This window comes from uncultured Kiloniella sp., from assembly GCF_937128705.1.
Lineage (GTDB): Bacteria > Pseudomonadota > Alphaproteobacteria > Kiloniellales > Kiloniellaceae > Kiloniella.
Window position 1 is genome coordinate 1 of sequence record NZ_CAKZMP010000276.1, and the last position, 20,972, is coordinate 20,972.

At 45.4% G+C, this 20,972-nt stretch carries 22 protein-coding genes; 12 read left to right on the forward strand and 10 right to left on the reverse strand.

Features of this window, described 5'->3' with window-relative positions:
• Positions 1-167 precede the first annotated feature (167 nt).
• Positions 168-1,196 (reverse strand): tRNA dihydrouridine(20/20a) synthase DusA, encoded by a 1,029-nt coding sequence (gene dusA, locus Q0241_RS13990; protein ID WP_299378547.1) that lies wholly within the window; start codon positions 1,194-1,196, stop codon positions 168-170.
• A gap of 459 nt (positions 1,197-1,655) precedes the next feature.
• Between dusA and Q0241_RS13995 the strand changes: the two genes are divergently transcribed.
• From Q0241_RS13995 to Q0241_RS14005, 3 genes are read left to right on the forward strand one after another with little or no spacing between them, the layout of a single operon-like run.
• A complete protein-coding gene (locus tag Q0241_RS13995) occupies positions 1,656-2,414 on the forward strand; it encodes an HAD family hydrolase (RefSeq protein WP_299378549.1) in 759 nt (252 codons plus the stop codon).
• Positions 2,415-2,453: 39 nt separating this feature from the next.
• The gene (locus Q0241_RS14000) at positions 2,454-3,317 is read left to right on the forward strand and encodes a type 1 glutamine amidotransferase (RefSeq protein WP_299378551.1); all 864 of its coding nucleotides are present in this window, start codon (positions 2,454-2,456) and stop codon (positions 3,315-3,317) included.
• A 60-nt stretch (positions 3,318-3,377) separates the two neighbouring features.
• Entirely contained in the window at positions 3,378-3,989 is a 612-nt protein-coding gene (locus Q0241_RS14005; protein ID WP_299378553.1) for an HD family hydrolase, read from the forward strand.
• Here Q0241_RS14005 and Q0241_RS14010 read toward each other — a convergent pair.
• The 4 genes from Q0241_RS14010 to Q0241_RS14025 form a co-directional block, all read right to left on the reverse strand.
• Positions 3,986-5,350, reverse strand: coding sequence for a hypothetical protein (locus Q0241_RS14010; protein ID WP_299378555.1), 1,365 nt, complete (start codon positions 5,348-5,350; stop codon positions 3,986-3,988). The two genes, Q0241_RS14005 and Q0241_RS14010, sit on opposite strands and share 4 nt — an antisense overlap.
• Positions 5,351-5,383: 33 nt before the next feature.
• Positions 5,384-6,373: a glycosyltransferase family 2 protein gene (locus tag Q0241_RS14015; RefSeq protein WP_299378557.1), complete on the reverse strand. Its 990-nt coding sequence runs from the start codon at positions 6,371-6,373 to the stop codon at positions 5,384-5,386.
• An 11-nt stretch (positions 6,374-6,384) separates the two neighbouring features.
• Entirely contained in the window at positions 6,385-6,762 is a 378-nt protein-coding gene (locus Q0241_RS14020; protein ID WP_299378586.1) for an EamA family transporter, read from the reverse strand.
• A gap of 93 nt (positions 6,763-6,855) precedes the next feature.
• Entirely contained in the window at positions 6,856-7,734 is an 879-nt protein-coding gene (locus tag Q0241_RS14025; protein ID WP_299378559.1) for a LysR substrate-binding domain-containing protein, read from the reverse strand.
• Positions 7,735-7,848: 114 nt separating this feature from the next.
• On the opposite strand from Q0241_RS14025, the gene Q0241_RS14030 reads away from it, so the two are divergent.
• Positions 7,849-9,237 (forward strand): aspartate aminotransferase family protein, encoded by a 1,389-nt coding sequence (locus Q0241_RS14030; RefSeq protein WP_299378561.1) that lies wholly within the window; start codon positions 7,849-7,851, stop codon positions 9,235-9,237.
• A 79-nt stretch (positions 9,238-9,316) separates the two neighbouring features.
• A complete protein-coding gene (locus tag Q0241_RS14035; protein WP_299378563.1) occupies positions 9,317-9,778 on the forward strand; it encodes a GNAT family N-acetyltransferase in 462 nt (153 codons plus the stop codon).
• Here the strand turns inward: Q0241_RS14035 and Q0241_RS14040 are convergent.
• The gene (locus Q0241_RS14040; RefSeq protein WP_299378565.1) at positions 9,721-10,080 is read right to left on the reverse strand and encodes a cupin; all 360 of its coding nucleotides are present in this window, start codon (positions 10,078-10,080) and stop codon (positions 9,721-9,723) included. The genes Q0241_RS14035 and Q0241_RS14040 overlap by 58 nt on opposite strands.
• A gap of 118 nt (positions 10,081-10,198) precedes the next feature.
• Here Q0241_RS14040 and Q0241_RS14045 point away from each other — a divergent pair, with 118 nt between their 5' ends.
• Positions 10,199-10,630 carry an Lrp/AsnC family transcriptional regulator gene (locus Q0241_RS14045; protein ID WP_299378567.1) on the forward strand — a complete coding sequence of 144 codons (432 nt, stop codon included), beginning with the start codon at positions 10,199-10,201 and terminating at the stop codon, positions 10,628-10,630.
• Between the two features lie 55 nt (positions 10,631-10,685).
• On the opposite strand, the gene metZ is transcribed toward Q0241_RS14045, so the two are convergent.
• Positions 10,686-11,888 (reverse strand): O-succinylhomoserine sulfhydrylase, encoded by a 1,203-nt coding sequence (gene metZ, locus Q0241_RS14050; RefSeq protein ID WP_299378569.1) that lies wholly within the window; start codon positions 11,886-11,888, stop codon positions 10,686-10,688.
• A gap of 70 nt (positions 11,889-11,958) precedes the next feature.
• Entirely contained in the window at positions 11,959-12,381 is a 423-nt protein-coding gene (locus Q0241_RS14055) for a rhodanese-like domain-containing protein (RefSeq protein ID WP_299378570.1), read from the reverse strand.
• 120 nt (positions 12,382-12,501) lie between these two features.
• Here Q0241_RS14055 and Q0241_RS14060 point away from each other — a divergent pair, with 120 nt between their 5' ends.
• Both Q0241_RS14060 and Q0241_RS14065 read left to right on the forward strand, forming a co-directional pair.
• Positions 12,502-13,641 (forward strand): hypothetical protein, encoded by a 1,140-nt coding sequence (locus Q0241_RS14060; RefSeq protein ID WP_299378572.1) that lies wholly within the window; start codon positions 12,502-12,504, stop codon positions 13,639-13,641.
• 170 nt (positions 13,642-13,811) lie between these two features.
• Complete coding sequence (locus Q0241_RS14065) at positions 13,812-14,954, forward strand: diguanylate cyclase (RefSeq protein ID WP_299378574.1); 1,143 nt, start codon at positions 13,812-13,814, stop codon at positions 14,952-14,954.
• A 92-nt stretch (positions 14,955-15,046) separates the two neighbouring features.
• On the opposite strand, the gene Q0241_RS14070 is transcribed toward Q0241_RS14065, so the two are convergent.
• On the reverse strand, positions 15,047-15,550 hold the full coding sequence (locus tag Q0241_RS14070) for an Lrp/AsnC family transcriptional regulator (RefSeq protein WP_299378576.1): 504 nt from the start codon (positions 15,548-15,550) through the stop codon (positions 15,047-15,049).
• Between the two features lie 211 nt (positions 15,551-15,761).
• Here Q0241_RS14070 and Q0241_RS14075 point away from each other — a divergent pair, with 211 nt between their 5' ends.
• From Q0241_RS14075 to Q0241_RS14090, 4 genes are all read left to right on the forward strand, one after another.
• Positions 15,762-16,751 carry a mitochondrial fission ELM1 family protein gene (locus Q0241_RS14075; RefSeq protein ID WP_299378578.1) on the forward strand — a complete coding sequence of 330 codons (990 nt, stop codon included), beginning with the start codon at positions 15,762-15,764 and terminating at the stop codon, positions 16,749-16,751.
• Positions 16,752-17,009: 258 nt separating this feature from the next.
• Positions 17,010-17,954, forward strand: coding sequence for a thioredoxin-disulfide reductase (trxB, locus tag Q0241_RS14080; protein WP_299378580.1), 945 nt, complete (start codon positions 17,010-17,012; stop codon positions 17,952-17,954).
• A gap of 242 nt (positions 17,955-18,196) precedes the next feature.
• Positions 18,197-19,087 (forward strand): LysR family transcriptional regulator, encoded by an 891-nt coding sequence (locus tag Q0241_RS14085; RefSeq protein ID WP_299378588.1) that lies wholly within the window; start codon positions 18,197-18,199, stop codon positions 19,085-19,087.
• Positions 19,088-19,601: 514 nt separating this feature from the next.
• Positions 19,602-20,159 (forward strand): tetratricopeptide repeat protein, encoded by a 558-nt coding sequence (locus Q0241_RS14090; protein ID WP_299378582.1) that lies wholly within the window; start codon positions 19,602-19,604, stop codon positions 20,157-20,159.
• 76 nt (positions 20,160-20,235) lie between these two features.
• Here Q0241_RS14090 and Q0241_RS14095 read toward each other — a convergent pair.
• On the reverse strand, positions 20,236-20,972 hold a 737-nt coding region (locus Q0241_RS14095; RefSeq protein WP_299378584.1), incomplete at its 5' end, for an MFS transporter.

Here is a 20,972-nt window from a genome sequence, read left to right on the forward strand (position 1 = left end):
CCTTCAGTTCTTGTCATTTTTTTTAATTGTTCTAGTTTGTTCTCCATAACGCCTACAGCACCTTATAATATCGAATAATATAAGTTCAACAATACTGAACGGGCGAGTAGAGAACAAGTAAATTATCTGTAATTAGACGGTATTTATCTGTATTTTTAGGTGCTTAATTATACTTTGGCTTGCGCAATTGCCTCGGCATGTTCCTGAGCCTTTGCTTGTTCTGATGAAACAATATTTATCGCATGTTTAAGAACATCGACAGTCGCACCCGGTTTATGTGCATTCTCACTAATATATCGACGGAATTTTTTGCCTCCCGGCATACCGTGAAAAATGCCTAAGATATGGCGCGTGATATGCCCTAGATAAGAGCCTTTATTCATTTCTTCTTCGATATAAGGGATCATGGCTTCAACAACTTGAAGTCTTGTCATATCAGAGGGTTTTGAGCCATAGAGGGCTTCATCAACGTGTGATAACAGCCACGGGTTCTGATAAGCCTCTCTACCCACCATGACGCCATCTAAATGGTTGATATGTTCACGGCATTCATCGATAGTTTTAATGCCTCCGTTGATAATGAGTTCAAGTGAAGAGAAGTCTTGTTTAAGCTGATAAGCGACATCATATTTGAGCGGTGGAATATCTCGGTTTTCTTTTGGGGATAAACCTTGAAGGATAGCCTTTCGTGCGTGGACTATAAAGGTTGAGCAACCGGCGACTGCAACTGTATTAACAAAATGGTGTAGTTCTTCATAGCTGTCTTGGTCATCAATACCGATACGATGTTTTACAGTTACAGGAATTGATGCTGCATTTTTCATAGCTGAAACACAGTCAGCAACCAGCTCAGGGTGGCCCATTAAACAAGCGCCAATCATATTGTTCTGAACTCGGTCACTAGGGCAGCCAACGTTTAAGTTAACCTCATCATAACCCAAGTCTTCAGCCATCTTAGCGCAAGTGGCTAGCTCTTCAGGGTTACTGCCACCTAGTTGAAGTGCTAGTGGCGACTCTTGACGATTAAATTGTAAATAACGATCTCTGTCTCCATGAATTAAAGCACCAGTAGTAATCATTTCAGTATACAAAACAGCATGTTTAGAAATTAAGCGAGCAAAGTAACGATAGTGTCTGTCAGTCCAATCGAGCATCGGGGCAACGCATACTTTCCTGTTCAACGTCTTCTTTTTCATCAACTTAGTGTTAGCCCCATCCAGTATATTCAACAAATGATACCCAAACAGCATTCCAAAGGGCTTTTTAACAGTTATAGCACAAACATCAAACCATAGTTGGCGGTAGCATCTGTGAGGAAAGCACCTGCCCCCCCCAAACAACCAGTATTAAGGCTAAATACAAACTAAAGCTCCCCCCCTGAATCAACAAGAACCAATAAAAGACGAGTTACTTTCGCGTAGAATCAGACCACTAAGCACCACAAAAACCTTTTTTCTCACAGTCCAATTCTCTATACATGACAAATTATTAGCGAATAAACCACATAAAACAACCAATAGTCACTTTTATCCCACTTTTGTCTTGTCCAAAATAACATTCCATTTTATGATCTCGACCATAAGTCAAAAATGACACAAACACCTTACAAACTATGCGTTCTAAACCACGCACTTAATTGAAAGAGGAAGCCCACAATGATCAAGGCCATCACCTTTGACCTATGGGATACAATCGTTGATGACGATTCAGATGAACCCAAACGCGCTGCTCAGGGTTTAAGAAGTAAAAAAGAAGAACGTCGCCACATTGTATGGAAAGCCCTGAACGAAGTCGAACCCATCGAGATGGATGCAGTGACACTTGCATACGATGTCGCTGATGCTTCTTTCAATGTAGTCTGGAAAGAACTCTTTATAAACTGGACCGTCGAACAGCGCATTCGCGCAATTTTAAATGGTCTGGGTCGCAGCCTTCCAAAAGATCTTTTCGATCGCGTTGTCAAAGAGACAGGCGATATGGAGGTCAACATTCCCCCCAATGCAATTGACGGCGTTAAAGCTGCCTTAGCTGATCTTGCCAGCCGCTATAAACTTTGCATTGTTTCTGATGCCATCGTTACACCGGGAACCGGTCTCCGACAAATTCTCGAAGATTACGACCTAAAACAATACTTCAGTGGCTTTGCCTTTTCTGATGAAGTCGGTCATTCAAAACCGCACCGTAGCATGTTTGATACTGCCGCAGAACAGCTTGGCGTGAAGGTCGAAGAAATGTTGCATATCGGTGACCGAGACCACAACGACATCAAAGGCCCGCATGCATTGGGAATGAAAGCCATACTATTCACCGCAACCCGCGATGCCGACAAAGCTCACACGACAGCCGACGCTATTGTCGACAGCTATGCAGATTTACCAGCTGCAATAGATGCTCTCGCGGATACCAATAAATAATAAGTAAATAATACCTCTATCAAACCGGAGAAAGACGACATGTCTAAAAATCCACGTTTCCTCGTCGTCGATGGCTATGCCAAAGAAGGGCGTGATGGCCTAAAAGAAGGTGGCGCGTCCACAGCGGGCGATCTTTACGTCAAGATGCTGAAAACGCAAAGCCCAGACGCGGAGTGTGACATCGTTTACCCCGCCGATCCGGGGGCAACCCTTCCTATGGGCGCAGGTCTAGAGCAATACGACGGCATTGCCTGGACAGGGTCAAGCTTGACCGTTCACTCTGATGATCCCAAAGTTGTTCCACAGATTGAATTTGCGAAAGCTGCCTATGAAGCACAAGTCCCAAGTTTTGGTAGCTGCTGGGCAGCACAAATCTCTGTCGTCGCCGCGGGTGGTGCTTGCGCAGTTAATCCCAAAGACAGGGAAATGGGTTTTGCGCGTAAAATCTCCCTAACACCCGAAGGCCGTGCTCATCCCCTTTTCGAGGGCAAAAAATCTGTCTTTGATGCTTTTATTAGTCATGATGACGAAATCACTCACCTCCCCCCCAATGGTCAGATATTGGCTTCTAACGATTGGACATCAGTTCAAGCCGTATCTGTAACCCATAAGGGCGGTGTATTCTGGTCCGTTCAATACCACCCGGAATATGACCTTCATGAAATGGCACGACTTTGTTATTGCCGCAAACAAAAGCTAGTAGATAAAGGCTTCTTCACAAACCTTGATGATGCCCAGAAATTTGTGGACATGCTCGAAGCACTTCATCAAGATCCCAGCAGAAAAGATCTATGGTGGTTGCTTGGTATTGATCATGACATCATGAACGCCGACATTCGCCAGGCCGAAGTTAAAAACTGGATTGAACGCCTCGTCATTCCAACGATGGCCCGCAGACGCTAACCGCTGCAGACGATTCACCCAATCAGGTCTGTGGCTCGCAACGAGAAACAGACCTGATTTATGATTACACACAAAGAAAAACCTACATCCGCCCCTCGCGCATGGCAGCGTATGTTGAGCGGACGAAGACTAGACCTCCTCGACCCATCCCCCCTCGACATAGAGATAGAAGATATCGCGCTTGGCCTATCACGCGAAGTCCGCTGGAATGGCCAAACAATTGGCGAATGGGGCTATACAATTGCGGAACATTCCCTTCTAGTCGAAGAAATTGTCACTCTGCTTAAGCCGGATACTAAACCCGAGATTCGCTTGGCGGCCCTCCTTCACGACGCACCGGAATACGTCATCGGCGACTTGATTACCCCTTTTAAATATGCAATTGGCAGTGGCTACAAAGATCTGGAAAACAGATTGATGCAAGCAATTCACGTCCGCTTTGGACTGCCCGCCAATTTACCAGACACAATCAACAAGCTGATTAAACGTGCAGACCGTATGGCGGCATACCTCGAAGCTACACAGCTGGCTGGTTTTAGCGACAAAGAAGCCAGCAAGATATTTGGTAAACCTAGGGCAATGCCAAATATCCGCATCACTGGCATCCCTCCGCAAGAAGCGAAAGAGAGCTTTTTAAAACGGTTTGAAAAGCTCAGCCAACCACCAGCTTAGTTTTTATTAAATCCAACCGATACTAAACGGCGCTGTACTAGCTTCCAGAGCGCGTACCCTGTCAAAACAATCGCAATTGAATAGATCATAACTAGTGGAACATTGTACCTTGGGATACTAACAGAAACGAATGCATTAAATCCGACCATAAAGAAAAACGGGAATGCAAAAAATAATACTGGCGCTGTACCAGCTATTTTTTTCAGCTGTATAAACCCTGGGATCAAAGCAAATACGCCAATCAAACCAAAGTACTTTGCCACCCACATTCCTCGTAACGAGAGTGAAAATGTTACCATAATATGCTTCACAATATCGGGTAGAATGTAACCATTAAGCAAGAGGCTAATACGTGCTTTTTCGCTAGTGGCCTGCTCATAGATTTCAGACCTCATAACAGAGTTACCATACCTGTAATAACCCTCAGAATGGCCAAAATCCAGTTTTTGATAAAGCTCAACAGGGAATAGATTCTTACTAAGAGAATCACCAAAATCAGGCAACCAATAAATAAAGCTAACAGCATATTCTGCCCAACTCATCATATTGTATGCCACTCTCTCTGAGAGGATATAAGGCCCATACCCAGCACTAACCCCAAATACACCGTGATACGAGTAGTTACGAAGCATCCAAGGAAGGACAAACAAGATAAATGGCAGCAAAAAAGCACCTGTCTTAAACACAGTCTCTTTTAGCCCTTCTTTTTTGATTAGAAGCCAATAAAGAGGGATGACCAGAATAAGAAAATACACCAAGTACAGATATGATGGACGTGTTAAGACAGCAATAGAGAGTCCGGTTCCCATCAACAGAAAAACACATAAATTATCTTTAACCTTAAGGGCATAGGCCAAACACACCGCAAAACTTATAAAACCAAAAAAAGCCCACGATTCTGTAATTAACCAGGTTGAGTATTCTGACATACGCCCTGCGAAAAGAACCAACATCATCGCTGATAAAGACAACCAGAAACGTTTTGTGAAAAAATAACAGGCCAAGTAGCAAAAATACACGACCAAAGCTATCAGTATCGTCTGTACAGCATAGACAGAAGCCAACCCCGCAACATCGCACCCTCCCTGACGCTCAACATAACAAAGCATTGCTTGTTCAACCCCAGAGTCAATTGACATCATGAAGTGAAGAAACCCAGGATACAATGGAGCAAAAATAATTCCAGATCCTTGAGTTTCTTTTGCTGGAATAAAAGAAAAGCTTGTTGCGCGATCTGCATAACTTAAAGCGTCAAAAACGGGCTCTTGAAAACCAACAAGCCATGCTTGAATAAAAAGTGCCAAAATACAAAAACATAAAGGAAGGAGATATAAATTGGTTTTCTTAGACAATGAAAACATTAAATATTTCACCATAATTAATTAGATGTAAGGTTAAAAATCTCTAGAACTTCGCTTAATAAAACGATGAACAGGAACCCTAGGTTCATTATTAATATCAAAATTAAGCGCTGACAGAATTAATTGTAAACCGACAATCATTGGCAATGCCGCAAGCATGACCTGTCCTGATGTTGCTGGCTGCCCTTCAACCACAGACAAATACCAATGCCAAGCCCCAAAAAAAGAACCGAAACAAATCAATATTGGGCCGAGAACAAATTCCAATGACGCAAGACTAAAATCACGTAAAAAATAGTTATAAACGAACCGCTTAAAAGCGTTCTTTCCATGCCCTAAAAGAAAAGGCAGTAAAATTTTGTGGATCTTCAAGTTAGAAACTTCATCCCCATATTTTGCTTGCATCGGAATATCTTGAACAACTGCACGCACCAGATTTAGTCGAAAAAGCATATCACTTTCAAAAAAATAACTCGGGGCAATCTTAGATGTATCCAAAAGATCAAAAACGGACAAATGAATAGCCAAAAACCCATTTGTAGGGTCCATAACCCGCCAATACCCAGATGAAAATTTTGTCATAAATCCAAGTATAGCATTTCCAAAAAGACGAACTTTAGGCATCTGGGCGACACTTCTACTATCCCAAAAACGGTTCCCTTTTGTGTAGTCAGCTTCACCGGAAGCGATCGGATCGACAAATTTATAAAGAAGCTGGGGGTCCATCTGACCATCACCATCTATCTTTACCGCTATATCATACCCAGCCTTGGATGCGGCATCGAACCCGGTAATCATAGCACCGCCAACCCCTTTATTATTGCGATGCCTAAGAACAGTTACTTTTTTTCCTTTAGAAACCTCTTCAATAAAATCTCCCGATTTATCAGGGCAGGCATCATCAACGCAAAAAACACCATCAACTTCAGCAGGAATTGCGGCAAGAACCCCTTCGATATGATCTCGAACCTGATAACAGGGGATTACAACAGCAATAGAATTTTTTTTTGTCTTTTCTGTCATAATTTAACAACCTAAATCTCTTTCAGAGAAATAATAGTAATCCCTAAGACAATCAAAATTGTGCCAAGAATATTCTGCCACCCTATACTTTCCTTAAAAAGAAAAGACGCGGCAACAGGGACGATAACAAAGGCCAAGGCAGAAAAAGAATAAGCAAAACTTAGGGGCACGCTCCGTAAAATCCAAACCCAAAGTAGTGTCGCAGCTGCATAAAGAACAACAGCTGCTATTAGCCATGGATTAACCAGACCATAGATACCTTCATCCCAGTTAATATCCAGAGATGCCTTTTTAAAAAGCATTTGGCCTGAAGACATAATCAGTGTGAAGATAATTAGTATGTAAAATTTCATTGAGAATTTCTCTAACGAACAAAGCCTAAGTTCAATTTTAAGGCGACAAAGATATTTCTATAAACGCAAACGCACTTAATAACAACATCACGATAAATTGCCCCCCCCTGAGGATTATACCTTAGTTTTTCACAAGCCGCCTCGAAACCTCTCCGCGATTTCATGAAAAGCTTTAACAATCCGGAGCTCTCTTCGGCGTTTAAGGGTCAGGAGATACTCTGTGGTTTCCAAATCAGCATCTGTGATATTTAGCGTGTGAACACGTTGATCTTTCGGCAATTCATGGGACGATACAATCCCAATGCCTAAACCCGCAGCAACTGCCTCGAAAAGGCTTTCCCGGCCTGCGATTACCATGGTGGGTTTAATATCGAGTGATTTTTCCTGACAGGCTTTTTCAAAAACCTGACGTGTTATTGATTGAGGTTCACGCCAAATCATTTTCTCCGTACTTAACTCAGAAAGCTCGATTTGTTTCTTATCCGATTGCGCCCAAGGATGAGTATGGCAACAGAAAACGACTACGCGATGCAGATAGAAAGGGATTGCTTCAACCAACGGATTTTCTTCCCACCCTGTCTGCAAAGCAATATCAACTTTTTCGGCCAAGAGATCTGCGGTTACTTTTTGCGAATTTCCAATATTCAAACCGATATGCACTTCCGGGTATCTCTCCTGAAAGGCAGCAATAATTGGTACGATGAAATATGGACTTCCCGCAGCTATCCGACATGTACCGCGACGCAGTTCCTTTGTCGCATCCAAAAGCTCTGCTGCCTCACTTTCAAGTGCAAAGATTTGAGCTGAGATTTCTAAGAGATCCTCGCCAACTTCGGTCAAGGTCACGCCGCGGCTGTTTCGGCGGAAAAGGCTAAGTTCGTATCTCTCCTCTAATGCCCTGATATGCGCTGTTACCGCTGGCTGGCTTATGGACAGATGTTCTGCAGCCTTCGTCAAACTTCCTTCGCGCGCGACAACGTTAAAGGCCCTTAACTGAGATAAGTTCATCACACACTCATAACTTTTTATTATACCTAAAATAAAAATATACAATTAGATTTATGCCTTTATATATTTCATAGTTCAGAACAAATCAACAAAACCTGTGAAGGCCTTAGCCCTATGAACAGTCATATCTCATCCTCCGCTAAAACGCCCCAAGGGGCCGAGGGTGACGTTAATCACTCTCCACGTCGTAAAGTCTGGCATGACAAAAATATTGATAAGGAAGCACAGGAACTCCTTCGTAGAGATGAGAAAGTTTTTCTTCATCAATCCGTTTCCACGCCTTGCCTCTCGGTCATCAAAAAAGCCGAAGGTATTTGGATCGAAGATAACCGCGGACATCGATTCATGGATTTTCATGGCAACAACGTGCATCATATTGGCTATGGTCATCCCCGTTTAAAACAAGCGATTAAACAACAACTGGACGATCTCCCCTTTGCACCGCGACGCTTCACCTGTGATCCCGCAGTAGAGCTTGCCGAAAAGCTAACCGATCTCGCCCCCGGTGACTTAAACAAAGTCCTCTTCGCAACCGGTGGGTCAGATGCCATCGAAATTGCCCTTGCCTATGCCCGCGCCAAGACAGGACGCTTCAAAACCATTTCTTTCTGGGACTCATTCCACGGGGCAGGATTTGGGGCCCGATCTATCGGCGGCGAAGAAATGTTCCGCTCGGGCCCCATAGGCCCTCTGTTGCCCGGAACAGAACACGTGCCACCGTTCGGTGATTATCGCAACGCCTGGGGTGTAACAGAAGGTTCTGCGGAACTCTGCGCCAATACCATTCGTTACGTTCTGGAAAAGGAAGGGGATGTTGCCGCCGTCATTGCCGAGCCAACTCGCGCTGTACCTTATGTTGCGCCACCCGGATTTTGGAAGAAAGTTCGCGAAGCCTGTAACGACTTTGGCGCGCTTCTGATTTTTGATGAAATTCCAACAGGGCTAGGTAAAACCGGGAAGATGTTTTCTTGCGAATACGATGATGTCATTCCTGACATTCTAGTTGTCGGCAAAAGCCTTGGCGGTGGCATTCTTCCTATCGCCGCAACCATTTGCCGTCCAGAACTGGATATTGCAGATCGCTATGCCTATGGGCATTACACACACGAAAAAAACCCCGTCACGACCCGGGCTGCACTAACGACATTACAAATCATCGAAGACGAAGGCTTGGTTGAAAATGCCGCAAAGGTTGGCGCTTATGCACTTGAACGCCTGCAGGAAATGCAACAACGTCATCCTCTGATTGGTGACGTGCGGGGACGTGGATGTTTATTCGGCGCGGAGCTTGTGACAGACAGAGACACGAGAGAACCAGCCAATGACGCAGCCGATATGGTTTTATATGCAGCTCTAGATAAAGGCCTTAGCTTCAAAACCACCATGGGGAATGTTCTGACCTTCACCCCTTCTCTGGTCACAACGCAACAAGAAATGGAAAACGCCATGGATATCATTGATGCCTGTCTTGCAGAAGTCGAGATAAAGCTGGGATATCAATGAACGCTCTCTTCTAACGAGATTATTGCCACTTCTGGATTAACGTATTGCGGAGAAATATGATCACTCCTATTCTGCACCCATGACAAATATAACTTTCAGACAGGTACAAGAAGATGATCTTCCGGTAATCATCTCCATGCTGGCAGATGACGACCTCGGCTCAACACGCGAAGATGCTTCTCTGCCTGTGAATCAAAAATATCGAGCAGCCTTCGAAGCCATTGATAAAGATCAGAACCAGTACCTTGCCGTGGTTGAACAGGCAAATGAGATTATCGGCTGCCTCCAACTAACCTTCATCCCCGGCCTTTCTCGCCTTGGCATGTGGCGAGGACAGATAGAAAGTGTCCGCATTGCTTCCGGTCATCGAGGCTCTGGCCTTGGTCGGCAAATGTTTGAATGGGCCATCACTGAGTGTCGAAAGCGTGGTTGCGAACTCGTCCAGCTAACAACAGACAAGGCACGCCCTGATGCTCTTAAGTTTTATGAAAAGTTAGGTTTCAAATCCAGCCACGAGGGCATGAAACTAAACCTAGACTGATCCTTTTTTTCGATTACCAGAACTCTTGCAGCACCAACGGGATGAGCAACGTGCTCGTCCCCTTCTCCGGCATAAAATATATTCCCTGTTTCGATCACCTGCTCCAGTTCTTGCCCTGCTTCTTTATAAAACATTCGGACCTTACCATCCAAAACAACAAAAACTTCATCCCCATCGTTCTGATGCCACTTATAAGGTTTATCTGTCCAGTGAAGCCGGACGGTTGCACCTTCGATCTGTGCAATATCCATCGCATCCCAAGCTGCATCTCCGGTAAATTTGGCTATCTCTATAAACTTCATTTTGCATCTCATCGCTCTGCAGTTAATTCTCTATCGATGCTAAGGTCTTGTCCAAAACGATGATATAGGCATGATGTACAGTTGAACCTGTTATTTTAACTATACCATTCTTAGCAATATGCCCCGATCTCTCGACAACAAAGATCTGAAATTATTAACCTTGCTACGAAACAATGCGCGCGCTTCAATTAAAGAGCTGGCTGCAGGTGTCGAACTATCCCGTACCGCCTTGATAGAACGGATCAAGCGCTTGGAAAGGGATGGTGATATTGAGGGGCACACCCTAAAGAAGGTGCAAAAAGAACAACCTTTGACGTTTTTCCTACTGGTTAAGACCCATCAGCCCTCATGTGAACTTATTGCGCCCCGCGTGAAAGCGATTCACGAGATAACGGCCTGCCATTCCCTTGGCGGGAATATCGATATGATTATTGAGTTATCAACGGATACCCTACAGCGGGCGAATGAGATAAGAGAAGAAATATCCAGTTACCCCGAAGTCGCTCAAATAACAACATCGACGCTTTTGAAAACACATTTTGAAAAGTAGAAGGCCACCATAATTGGTGACCTTTTATAACTTCGTCTTAAAAACAGTTCTTACACTACCCGCGAATTGCCTGTTCCAAATCTTCTTTCAAATCATCCGCATCTTCAAGACCGACCGATATTCTCAAGAAGCCCTGCGTAATACCAACTGCCAAACGCTCTTCTTCGCTCAAGCGTTGATGCGTCGTCGAGGAAGGGTGGGTGATCAAGGTCTTGGAATCTCCAAGGTTATTTGAAATATCCGCAACACGAAGACGGTTTAGAACTTTAAAGGCAGCTTCTTTACCTCCCTCTAATTCAAGACCAATCAACGTACTTCCCTTGCCAGACATCTGTGCCATAGCAAGATCATATTGTGGATGCGATTTCAGACCGGGATAAATCACCTTTTTCAGACCCGGCAGCCCTTCCATATGGTGTGCCAGCGCCAAGGCATTATCGCTCATCCGGTCAACGCGCAGGGCAAGTGTCTCAAGCCCCTTAACCATTGTCCAAGCGTTAAAGGGGCTCATGGATGGTCCTGTGTGACGGAGGAAATCCTTGAGATGATCAGTATCAAATTCCTGGGAGCAGAGAATAGCACCGCCCATGCAACGTCCCTGTCCATCGATATGTTTGGTTGTTGAATAGACAACAATATCTGCGCCAAATTCCAACGGCTTTTGCAACATCGGTGTCGCAAAAACATTATCGACAATCACCAATGCACCTGCTGCATGCGCCATATCACAAACGGCTTTTAGATCAATAATATCTAGCGCAGGGTTTGACGGTGTTTCTAACAAAACAGCTTTGGCACCTTTGGCAAGGGCTGTTTCCCAAGCTTTCAAGTCGGTTCCATCAACAACCTCTGTCTCGACACCATACCGAGGCAAAAGCTCGTTCAGGATAAACAGGCAAGAACCAAAGAGTGCTTTGGCACCGACAACGCGATCCCCTGCCTTCACTTGACAGAGAAGAGCTGCATTCACTGCCGCCATACCACTTGCTGTTCCACGACAGACTTCAGCGCCCTCAAGCAAACGCATACGTTCTTCAAACATGGAGAGTGTTGGATTCGCGTACCGAGAATAGACATAACGTTCGCGATCCCCGTTAAAGGCTTCTTCTGCCTCTTCAGCAGAGCTGTAAACGTAACCAGAATTCAGATACAGCGCCTCACTCGTTTCATCAAAGCCGCTACGCATGAGCCCGCCGCGCACCAGTTCTGTCTGGGGGCGAAGCTTTTGTGCTGAAGCATTTGATTTGCTGTTCGTCATCTTTCCTAATCCATTTACTTTATTATGCCCTGAGGGATATTTCTCCGAAAGGAACACTTATTAATTACGGTTAATTTTGTTTCCAGGGAATACCTGCGGCTTTCCAGCCCGCAACTTTCCCCCGATGGCCGCTTTGATCCACAGGTCCTTCAAAGCCCTGCAGAATGTTGAAACAGTATTTATAACCAAGTGACGTTAACGCGATCGCAGCTGAAACGGACCGCACTCCTGACCGACACAGTATATAAAGGGACTGTTCTTCATGTATTCCCAACTGCTTTATCGTCGTCACAAAATCAGGATTAACCTGCATCTGCGGATAAACCTGCCAAGGAAGGAGCTGCGCATCTTTTCCCAAAGATGACAGGTCAGGCACACCGACGAACTGGAACTCCGGAACTGTCCGGACATCAAGTAAAACAGCATTAGGGTCTTTTTCCAAGACATCCCAAGCTTGCTCTACCGAGACATCACCTGCGTATTGTTGCTCCATTTCGATCTCCATTTGTGCCAAACAATTGGTTAATGGCGCTTATTAATATTGAGAATTAGGGATTTTAAAACCTTTTTCATTAAATACTTTATTCAAATACTTTTGAAATAGGATTCAGGCATGTCTGATTTAGAAGAACTTCGCACCCGGGTAGAAGCAGCAGAAGAACATTTTGGTCTTATAGCTGATCAACAAAAAGGTTATAGCCAACGCTTGATTGCCCTGCTCAATATTACCGAGCAGAAGGATCAGACCATCGGCAAACTCGAATATGAAAACGAGCAGCTACGCACGATGCTGTTCTCTCTTTTGCAATCTATCGAAAAGGGAGATACGACAAATACCTTACAAGACATGGACGTACGCATCTCGGCAATGACGAGCGAAGCTGTTGAAATTGAAAACAAATCGTCAGATGACGATCTTTCTCTTCCCGCACCTGAGGCAGAGGTCACTGATGAAGACGAAGCCCTCAACCTAGAGGAAGATGCGCAAGAACTCGACAGTTCAGCCTCAGCAGAAAACGGCGAAGAAAGTGATCTCGACGAGATTGAAGAACTTGTCTCAGATCTTGAATCTGATGACGGCGACAGTGCCATGACTGAGGATGAAGACGACCTGTTGTTAGACGATTTGAGCGATAACTCTGAGGATGAAGCAGACGACATTTCTATGGAAGATGTCTCCGAATCCGACGATGCCCTCGATTCTCTTGAAACGGGTTCAGATGAAATTTCTATGGACGCTCCGGCAGAAGAATCTTCAGAAGAAATTTTAGAAACATCAGCAGAGGACGAAACTGCATCAGAAGAAATGGCAGATGCAACAGAAGACGACATTATCGCTGAAATCGCAGACAATCTGGAAGAAGTACTTCCCACTGAAGAAACCAGTGCAGAAGAAGTTATAGACACCACGGATATGGAGGCTGCGGATATCGAGGCTTCTGACACAGACGACGTTGACGCCCCCTTAGAAGGGTTGGAAGATCCCCTCGAAGATCAAATCCTGTCTCAGGACGGAGCAACAGAAGAAAGCTCAACAGCCGCAGAAGATGATCCTGCTAATATGTCGATAACTGACGCAGCCGAGACTCCTCAAGACGCTGAAATCAGCGCAGAAGATATCCCTTTGAGCGAAGATACCGATATTGACAGTTTCCTAGATGAAAACGCTGATGAAGAAGAGAAACCAGGCACCCCTGAAATCGAAGATATAATGGAGCGCATTTCAAAACAGGCACTTTCACAGGGCGACTAAAAAGGGGAAATTTATCTATAAAATTCCGATTTTATTTTCCCGAGAAATGACCTTACTTTAATGCCAATCAAAACATCTTTCTTATTCGAAAAGCATCCCTACCCGTGATTTCGGACTACTTAAAATTATACCTCCCCCCGATTCTGCTCGTCACAGGAGCTATTTATCTGGTGGCCTATCCGCAAAGCTATCCCGCACCGATAGATCTGCTGCTCGCTATTGCACCGACAACCTTGTCGATTTTGGGGGCTGGGCTTTGTCTTTGGTTTAGAAAAATCAATCCTGTTTTTTGTTTCGCCATTGCTGTTGGTCTTTCCTATTTCAGTGGTGAGATGTCTGAGACACAGTATTCAGCCGCATTTATATTGATCCCCCTTATGTGGGTGGGGCTAGCGATTAGTGAAGAACGCGGGCTTTTAACCCCTTCGGGTTTCACGAAAGGATTATCACTCTTCGCCGCAGCCGGGATGATTGCGACACTTGGGTATCCAGCCAATGACCTGGGCATCTTTTCCAACCTGTGGATTGATTTGAACTACGCCATGCAATGGCGTCCCACCTGGGGCCTCTGGATGCCTCTGCCTGCTTTGGCCTTTGGCGCATTCAGTTTCGCTGCTCTGGTTTTGACCGTTCGTCTAATCATCTACCAAAGGCCAATGGATGCAGGTTATCTTGGGGGGCTCATCGCACTATTGGGTGCCGCCCTTCGATTTGGAGATTTTCCCGCCACTCCCATATTTATAACCCTCGCATCTCTGTTACTTATTCTCAGCCTTTTCCAAGAATCACACCGTATGGCTTTTCTGGACGAGTTGACCCGTATTCCAGCCCGGCGGGCATTGCTTGCAGACATGAAAAAACTGGGGCGTCGCTACACACTGGCGATGGTCGATATAGATTTCTTTAAAAAATTTAATGATACCTACGGGCATGATGTCGGCGACCAGGTTTTACGCATGGTCTCTTCCCGTCTTAACCAGACGGGCGGTGGATGCCGCGCCTACCGATACGGAGGGGAAGAATTCACCTTACTTTTCCCCGGAAAGACCGTTGATGAAGCTTTCGACTATCTGGAAGAAGTCAGGGAACGTATTCAAGGAACTGTTTTTGTTATCAGGGGATCAGATCGACCCGCGAAAAAACCGTCAAAATCAAAGAAGAGTAGCAGTAATAAAAAAGTTAAAGTCACCGTATCCATTGGTGTGTCAGAACGAACTGAAAAGCACGAAGACCCGATGGATGTCATGAAAAAAGCAGACCGTGCCCTTTACAAAGCAAAAGATAAGGGCAGGAACTGTGTGATCGACATGTAAATGCCCTTCCCAAAAAAAGAAGCTCTGATTTCATAAGAGATACAGAGCTTCTTTGTATTTATCTTACCAGTGCTTAATAGTGAATACTGGGCTTATTCCTGTCCGCCCCCCAAAAGAAGCGCATCATTATCATCAATTGGAACCCCAGGAATATTCTTGGAGGTTCTGATGACTTGAATGGTCTGTACTGTCGCCACATGAGGCGCAGCCGTCAGCTTTTCTGTTAATTCGTTTTCATGACTGGTATTGCGAGCAACCAGCTTTAAAACAAAATCATTAGAGCCACGGGTCATGCTGCTTTCGCGCACTTCCGGCCACTCATTCATAAAGCTTTCAAATTCAGTCAACACCTGCTCGGACTGACCAGAAAGGCCAACAAGGGCATAGAAAGTCACTTCATAGCCCAAGGCTTCGGCCTCTAACTCGGCGTGATACCCCTTGATAAAACCAGCTTCTTCCAAGGCCCTAACCCGTCTTAGACAAGGTGGGGCAGAAATTCCTGCCCGGCGGGCAAGTTCGACGTTCGTAACACGTCCATCTTCTTGAAGATCCTGAAGTATACGAAGATCTATACGATCTAACTTTACGCGGCGCATGCAAACGTCCTGTACAGTGTTTCCGGTAACACCCTAAGCCTTCATGCCGTCACATGATAAACAATTAGAGCGAATCGAGTGATTTTGAGTAACAATATTACTCGTGACCTCCATCTTTTCAAGATCCAACAAACAAATTCTATTAGGTAACTGTCACAATAGTGGTCTTTTCCTTGTCTAAATCCTCTTGTCGCGCGATATTCCCTGAACAATGACAGAAATTAAGAAAAACCTTGTTTGCTGGGCTGTTAGCGATGGACGCGCCGGTATAGAAGCCAATTGTCTGGGCCTTGCAGCGGCTATGGGGTTGGTCCCTATCATTCACCACGCACAGATGAAATCCCCTTGGAAATGGCTTCCGCCTGCTCTCATCCCCCTGCATACCGGTATTTACGATGCATCTCTCTTCCCCCCAAAAGATGCACACGAAGAAAGCTGGCCGGACATTATTATTGGCTGTGGACGTCAGTCTGCGCTTTTTACCGCATTGGTTCGTAAACTGAGTAAGGGCAAAACCTTTGCCATTCAAATTCAGGACCCAAAAGTATCGCCAGATCTTTATGATCTGGTCGTAACGCCAGAACACGACAGATTAAGAGGTCCCAATGTTCTGACGACCTGTGGTGCCCTTAACAAGATCACACCCGACCTGCTTGAGTTGAGCAAAAAAGAACTCGCCCCCCGCATCGCAGACCTGCCCAGACCATTAGTTGCTGTTTTGATCGGCGGGAAAAGCAAAGCCTATGATTTAACAGAAAACATTATTCATCAACTTGGCAATCAGCTTCAAAATCTGCACCAGAAAACTGGATGTGGGTTTCTGCTAACAACATCAAGACGAACCGGACAGAAAAACGAGGCATTATTATCCGGCTACCTGAAAGACCTTCCGGCTTTTGTATGGGATGGACAGTCCCCGAACCCTTATTTTGGTTTTTTAGGATCAGCCGACGCCATCATTGTCACCAGTGATTCCGTGAATATGGTTACAGAGGCTGCAAGTACTGGCCGTCCCGTCTTTACCGTCGATTTGGCAGGGGGCACCAAAAAATTTGATCGCTTTCACCAAAAGCTTAGAGATGACGGTATCATCCGCCCCTTTAACGGTACGTTAGAGACATGGCTCTATCCTCCGCTTTGCGAAGCACAGCGGATAGCCAAGATCATATTGAAAAAGCTAGATAATTCCGGGCGTCGATAACAGAAACGCAAAAGCCATTAGATAAAGCCCAAAAGATATTGATCTGCCCCTTGTAGAGAACGTCTAGGCACTCTATTTTTCACTCAAGCATAAGACGATTCTATCGTGATTTTCACCGAGATTTCCCCAAGATTACGACAGGGATTTCCACCTCGTTTCTCACCACTTAGATCAATTATTGATCAACTTTGGTGTTGTTATGGTGTCTCGGAATAATGTCGATCCGATAAAGACACAAACGAGAAAGATACAAAGAGCATGTCCGAAACCCACCGTACCAAAGTACTGATTATCGGTTCTGGCCCCGCAGGCTATACTGCCGCCATCTATGCCGCGCGCGCGAACCTTGAACCAATATTGGTTCAAGGCCTCCAACCCGGCGGCCAGCTGACCATCACCACAGAGGTCGAAAACTATCCGGGGTTTGCGGACGTCATTCAAGGTCCATGGTTAATGGAACAGATGCAAAAGCAGGCAGAACACGTTGGCACGAAAATGCATTTTGATATCATTAACGAAGTCAATTTTGACGAGCGTCCTTTTGTCTGCACAGGCGACAGCGGCAATAGCTATGTTGCCGACACAGTAATCATCGCCACAGGCGCACAGGCACGCTGGTTAGGACTAAAAGGCGAAGAGACATACAACGGACGTGGTGTTTCAGCCTGTGCGACCTGTGATGGTTTCTTCTATCGCAGCAAAGAGGTTGCCGTTATCGGGGGCGGTAACACAGCTGTCGAAGAAGCTCTCTATCTGGCAAACATCTGCTCTAAGGTGACACTGGTACACAGAAGAGACGCTTTGCGCTGTGAAAAAATCCTCGAAGATCGTTTGTTAAAGAATGAAAAGATCGACATTCAGTGGAACAAAGTTGTCGATGATGTCTTGGGCACACCGACAGATGGCGTTACTGGCCTAAAACTAAAAGATACTCAAGATGGTTCTTTCTCTGAACTTGAGACCAGCGGCATGTTTGTGGCCATTGGACATGATCCCGCAACAGCAATATTCAAAGGCAAGCTGGATCTGGATGATGAAAACTACATTCTGGCGACACCCGGCACAGCAACAACCAATGTTCCCGGTGTTTTTGCTGCGGGTGACTGCGTTGACAAAATCTACAGACAGGCCGTGACAGCCGCTGGCATGGGCTGCATGGCAGCACTGGAAGCAGAACGCTATCTGACGGAAATGAATGACTAGAACAGTCACTTAACCAAGATAAAAAGCGGAGCTTGTAAGAGCTTCGCTTTTTATTTGGCCAAATTTCATTTGATTTGAGCTTTTCAAAAAAATATACGCTTACGCACAATTTGTTAAGAAGCTGTAATTACAGTAGGATATCCATAATTTACGAATCGCTGCCGCGAATTCAACGCGCAGACTAAGGGAGAAGTGGTTTGTCAGAGGGCACAAAACGCCGGAGTGGCCTGAAAGCGTCTATCATGGACTGGGATAAACTGCGTATTTTTCACGCCGTTGCCGAAGCCGGAAGCTTTACCCACGCGGGGGAACAACTCAACCTCAGCCAATCTGCCGTCAGTCGTCAAATCTCTGCTTTGGAAGAAAGCCTCAAGGTCTCTCTTTTCCACCGTCATGCGCGCGGATTGATACTGACCGAACAGGGCGAACTTCTTTACAGAACCGCTCACGATGTTTTTGGTAAGCTTGCCATGACAGAGGCACAGTTGACTGAAAGTAAAGATCGTCCCAAAGGCCCCCTTAAAATCACCACAACAGTTGCCCTTGGCTCAACATGGCTTGCTCCACGCTTGCACGAATTTATCGACCTTTATCCTGATGTAGAAGTACAGCTTATTCTATCGGACAAAGAGCTGGATCTTTCCATGCGCGAGGCCGATGTCGCCGTACGTCTGCACCCGCCAAGACAAGCCGATTTGGTTCAACGCCACCTGCTAACAGCACAAATGCATATCTATGCGTCTGTGGGCTATATCAAAAAATTCGGTATGCCACGTTCTGTGAAAGAAATTTCTGATCACAGGCTTGTTGTATATGGGGATGATACGAAACCACCCCTTCCAGATATCAACTGGCTACTGCACGTTGGCACCGAAAATACCGGCTTGCGACGTGCATCTCTGGCCATCAACAACATCTATGCCATCATGAAGGCTGTGCGCTCTGGCGCGGGCCTCGGCGCACTTCCTGATTTTATGACACAGGAATCAAGCGATCTGGTACAGGTATTACCCGAAGTTGAAGGCCCACAGTTCGATGCCTACTTTGCCTATGCCGAAGAAATGCGATCATCCAAGCGAATTGCCATTTTCCGAGATTTCCTATTACGCAAGGTCGCAGAATCAAAATTCTAGAGTAAAATACTCTGGATTACGCTTTTATTACAAAAACTTACTAGGTATGCGCCTAATGCATATCGGCACTGTAATAATGTAAATCGACAACCTAAAAAAAAATGCTACATTGGTTGTCATCAGATGTTGCGTTGCAATATCTACTTTGACTGACTGTTGAGCTTGCTCCGGTTGGTCTGTTTCCAGGCTTCGGCCTGGGGGTCTTCGGACCCCACGTCTCCCAGACGTGAAGCCTCCCTGTTCAACTTGCCTCCAAGCTTCGTGCTTGGAGGTTTTTTTTCGCCTACGGCTTTCGCCAATCCTGTTATGGTCCCGCTGTGGTCCCAAGATGCAGATGCTTAAATCTAATCAATCCAACAATCCATATCATCAAGCCCCATTTCACTCGGCTCTCACGACATCACAGTCATCTTTCTAATAGTTATTACGATAACTATTAATGGCCAAGCCAGCGTGTTACATAGCTTGAGAGCGATGAAACAAACTTCCTAGTAAACCTAAAACAGGAAATAGTATGAAAAAACTTTTGGCTCTATCTTTTTTGATTACTTCAGCGTCTATCAGTTCTGCTGATGAGTTTAATGAAGTCAAAGCCGCTTGTGATGCGGGGAACCCAAAAGGATGTTATTATCTCGGATTATCTTATGAGGGTGGAATAGGAGTCGAACAAGATTTTCAAAAAGCAGTTTCTCCATACACTCAAGCATGCCATGGAGGGTATTCGAAGGGATGTATTAACCTCGGAGATATGTATAGACACGGCAACAAGATCGAGCGAAATATTGAAAAAGCAGCAACCCTATTCAAACACGCATGTGACAACAATTACATAGTAGGGTGCTATTCCCTTGGACTGGCATATTTACACGGAGAAGGTATTCAGCAGAATCCTCCAAAAGCAGCCACAAAATTCAAACAAGCCTGTGATGCTGACGACGCACCATCATGTTACATGCTAGCATATTTGTATCACAACGGAGAAGGCGTCGAACAAAACATCGAGAACGCAACAATACATTACCAAAAAGCTTGTAATCTAGGAGTTTCAAAAGCTTGTGAAAAGCTTGATTGAAATATGCACAAAATCTAACCACCATAAAAAAGAGTGCTGACAAAGAGTATCAGCACTCCAATGCAGCTTGTACTCCCTACTCCGCAGCTTGCGGCAAAGGTTTTGTTCCTCCGATAACGACCTCATTACCCGGCCTAGGGTCTCTCGGCACGTTGAAGGCGAGGATCAGGGATATCACTGCCATGCCTGCGCCAGCGGCGAATACCATCCACATGGCTTCGTCGGGGAAGGCATGTCCGAACAACACCGGGATAAATACCGCCGGGATATGGTTGATAGAGAAACTGACGCCAGAGGTGGAGGCAATATCTTTGGGATCGGCAATTTTCTGCAGGTAACTTTTCTGTGCGATGGCAAAGGAAAAGAACAGGTGGTCCAGTATGTAAAGGACGGCTGCAACCCAAGCTTCTGCGACCAAAGCATAACCTGAAAAAACCAGAATAAGCCCAATATATTCACAGATCAGGGCGCGACGTTCACCCCAGCGCGAAATAAACTTGCCAATCTTGGGCGCCAACCAGAAGTTAATCGCTTGGTTCACCAAATAGAGCATGGTGATTTCGGCAACGGAAAAGTCGAATTTCACCACCATCATAAAACTGGCAAAGGCAACAAAAATCTGACGGCGCGCACCGCCCATAAAGGTCAAGGCATAAAAGAGCCAATAGCGTTTACGTAAGATCATATTCTTGTGCTGCACTTCCTTTGGTGAATAGGACGGGAAAGCAAATACAACAAACAGAACCATCATGATGGTCATTGTGCCACCCGCCAAATAGACCCATTTGTAATCAAGACCAAAGAAGGTGAAGA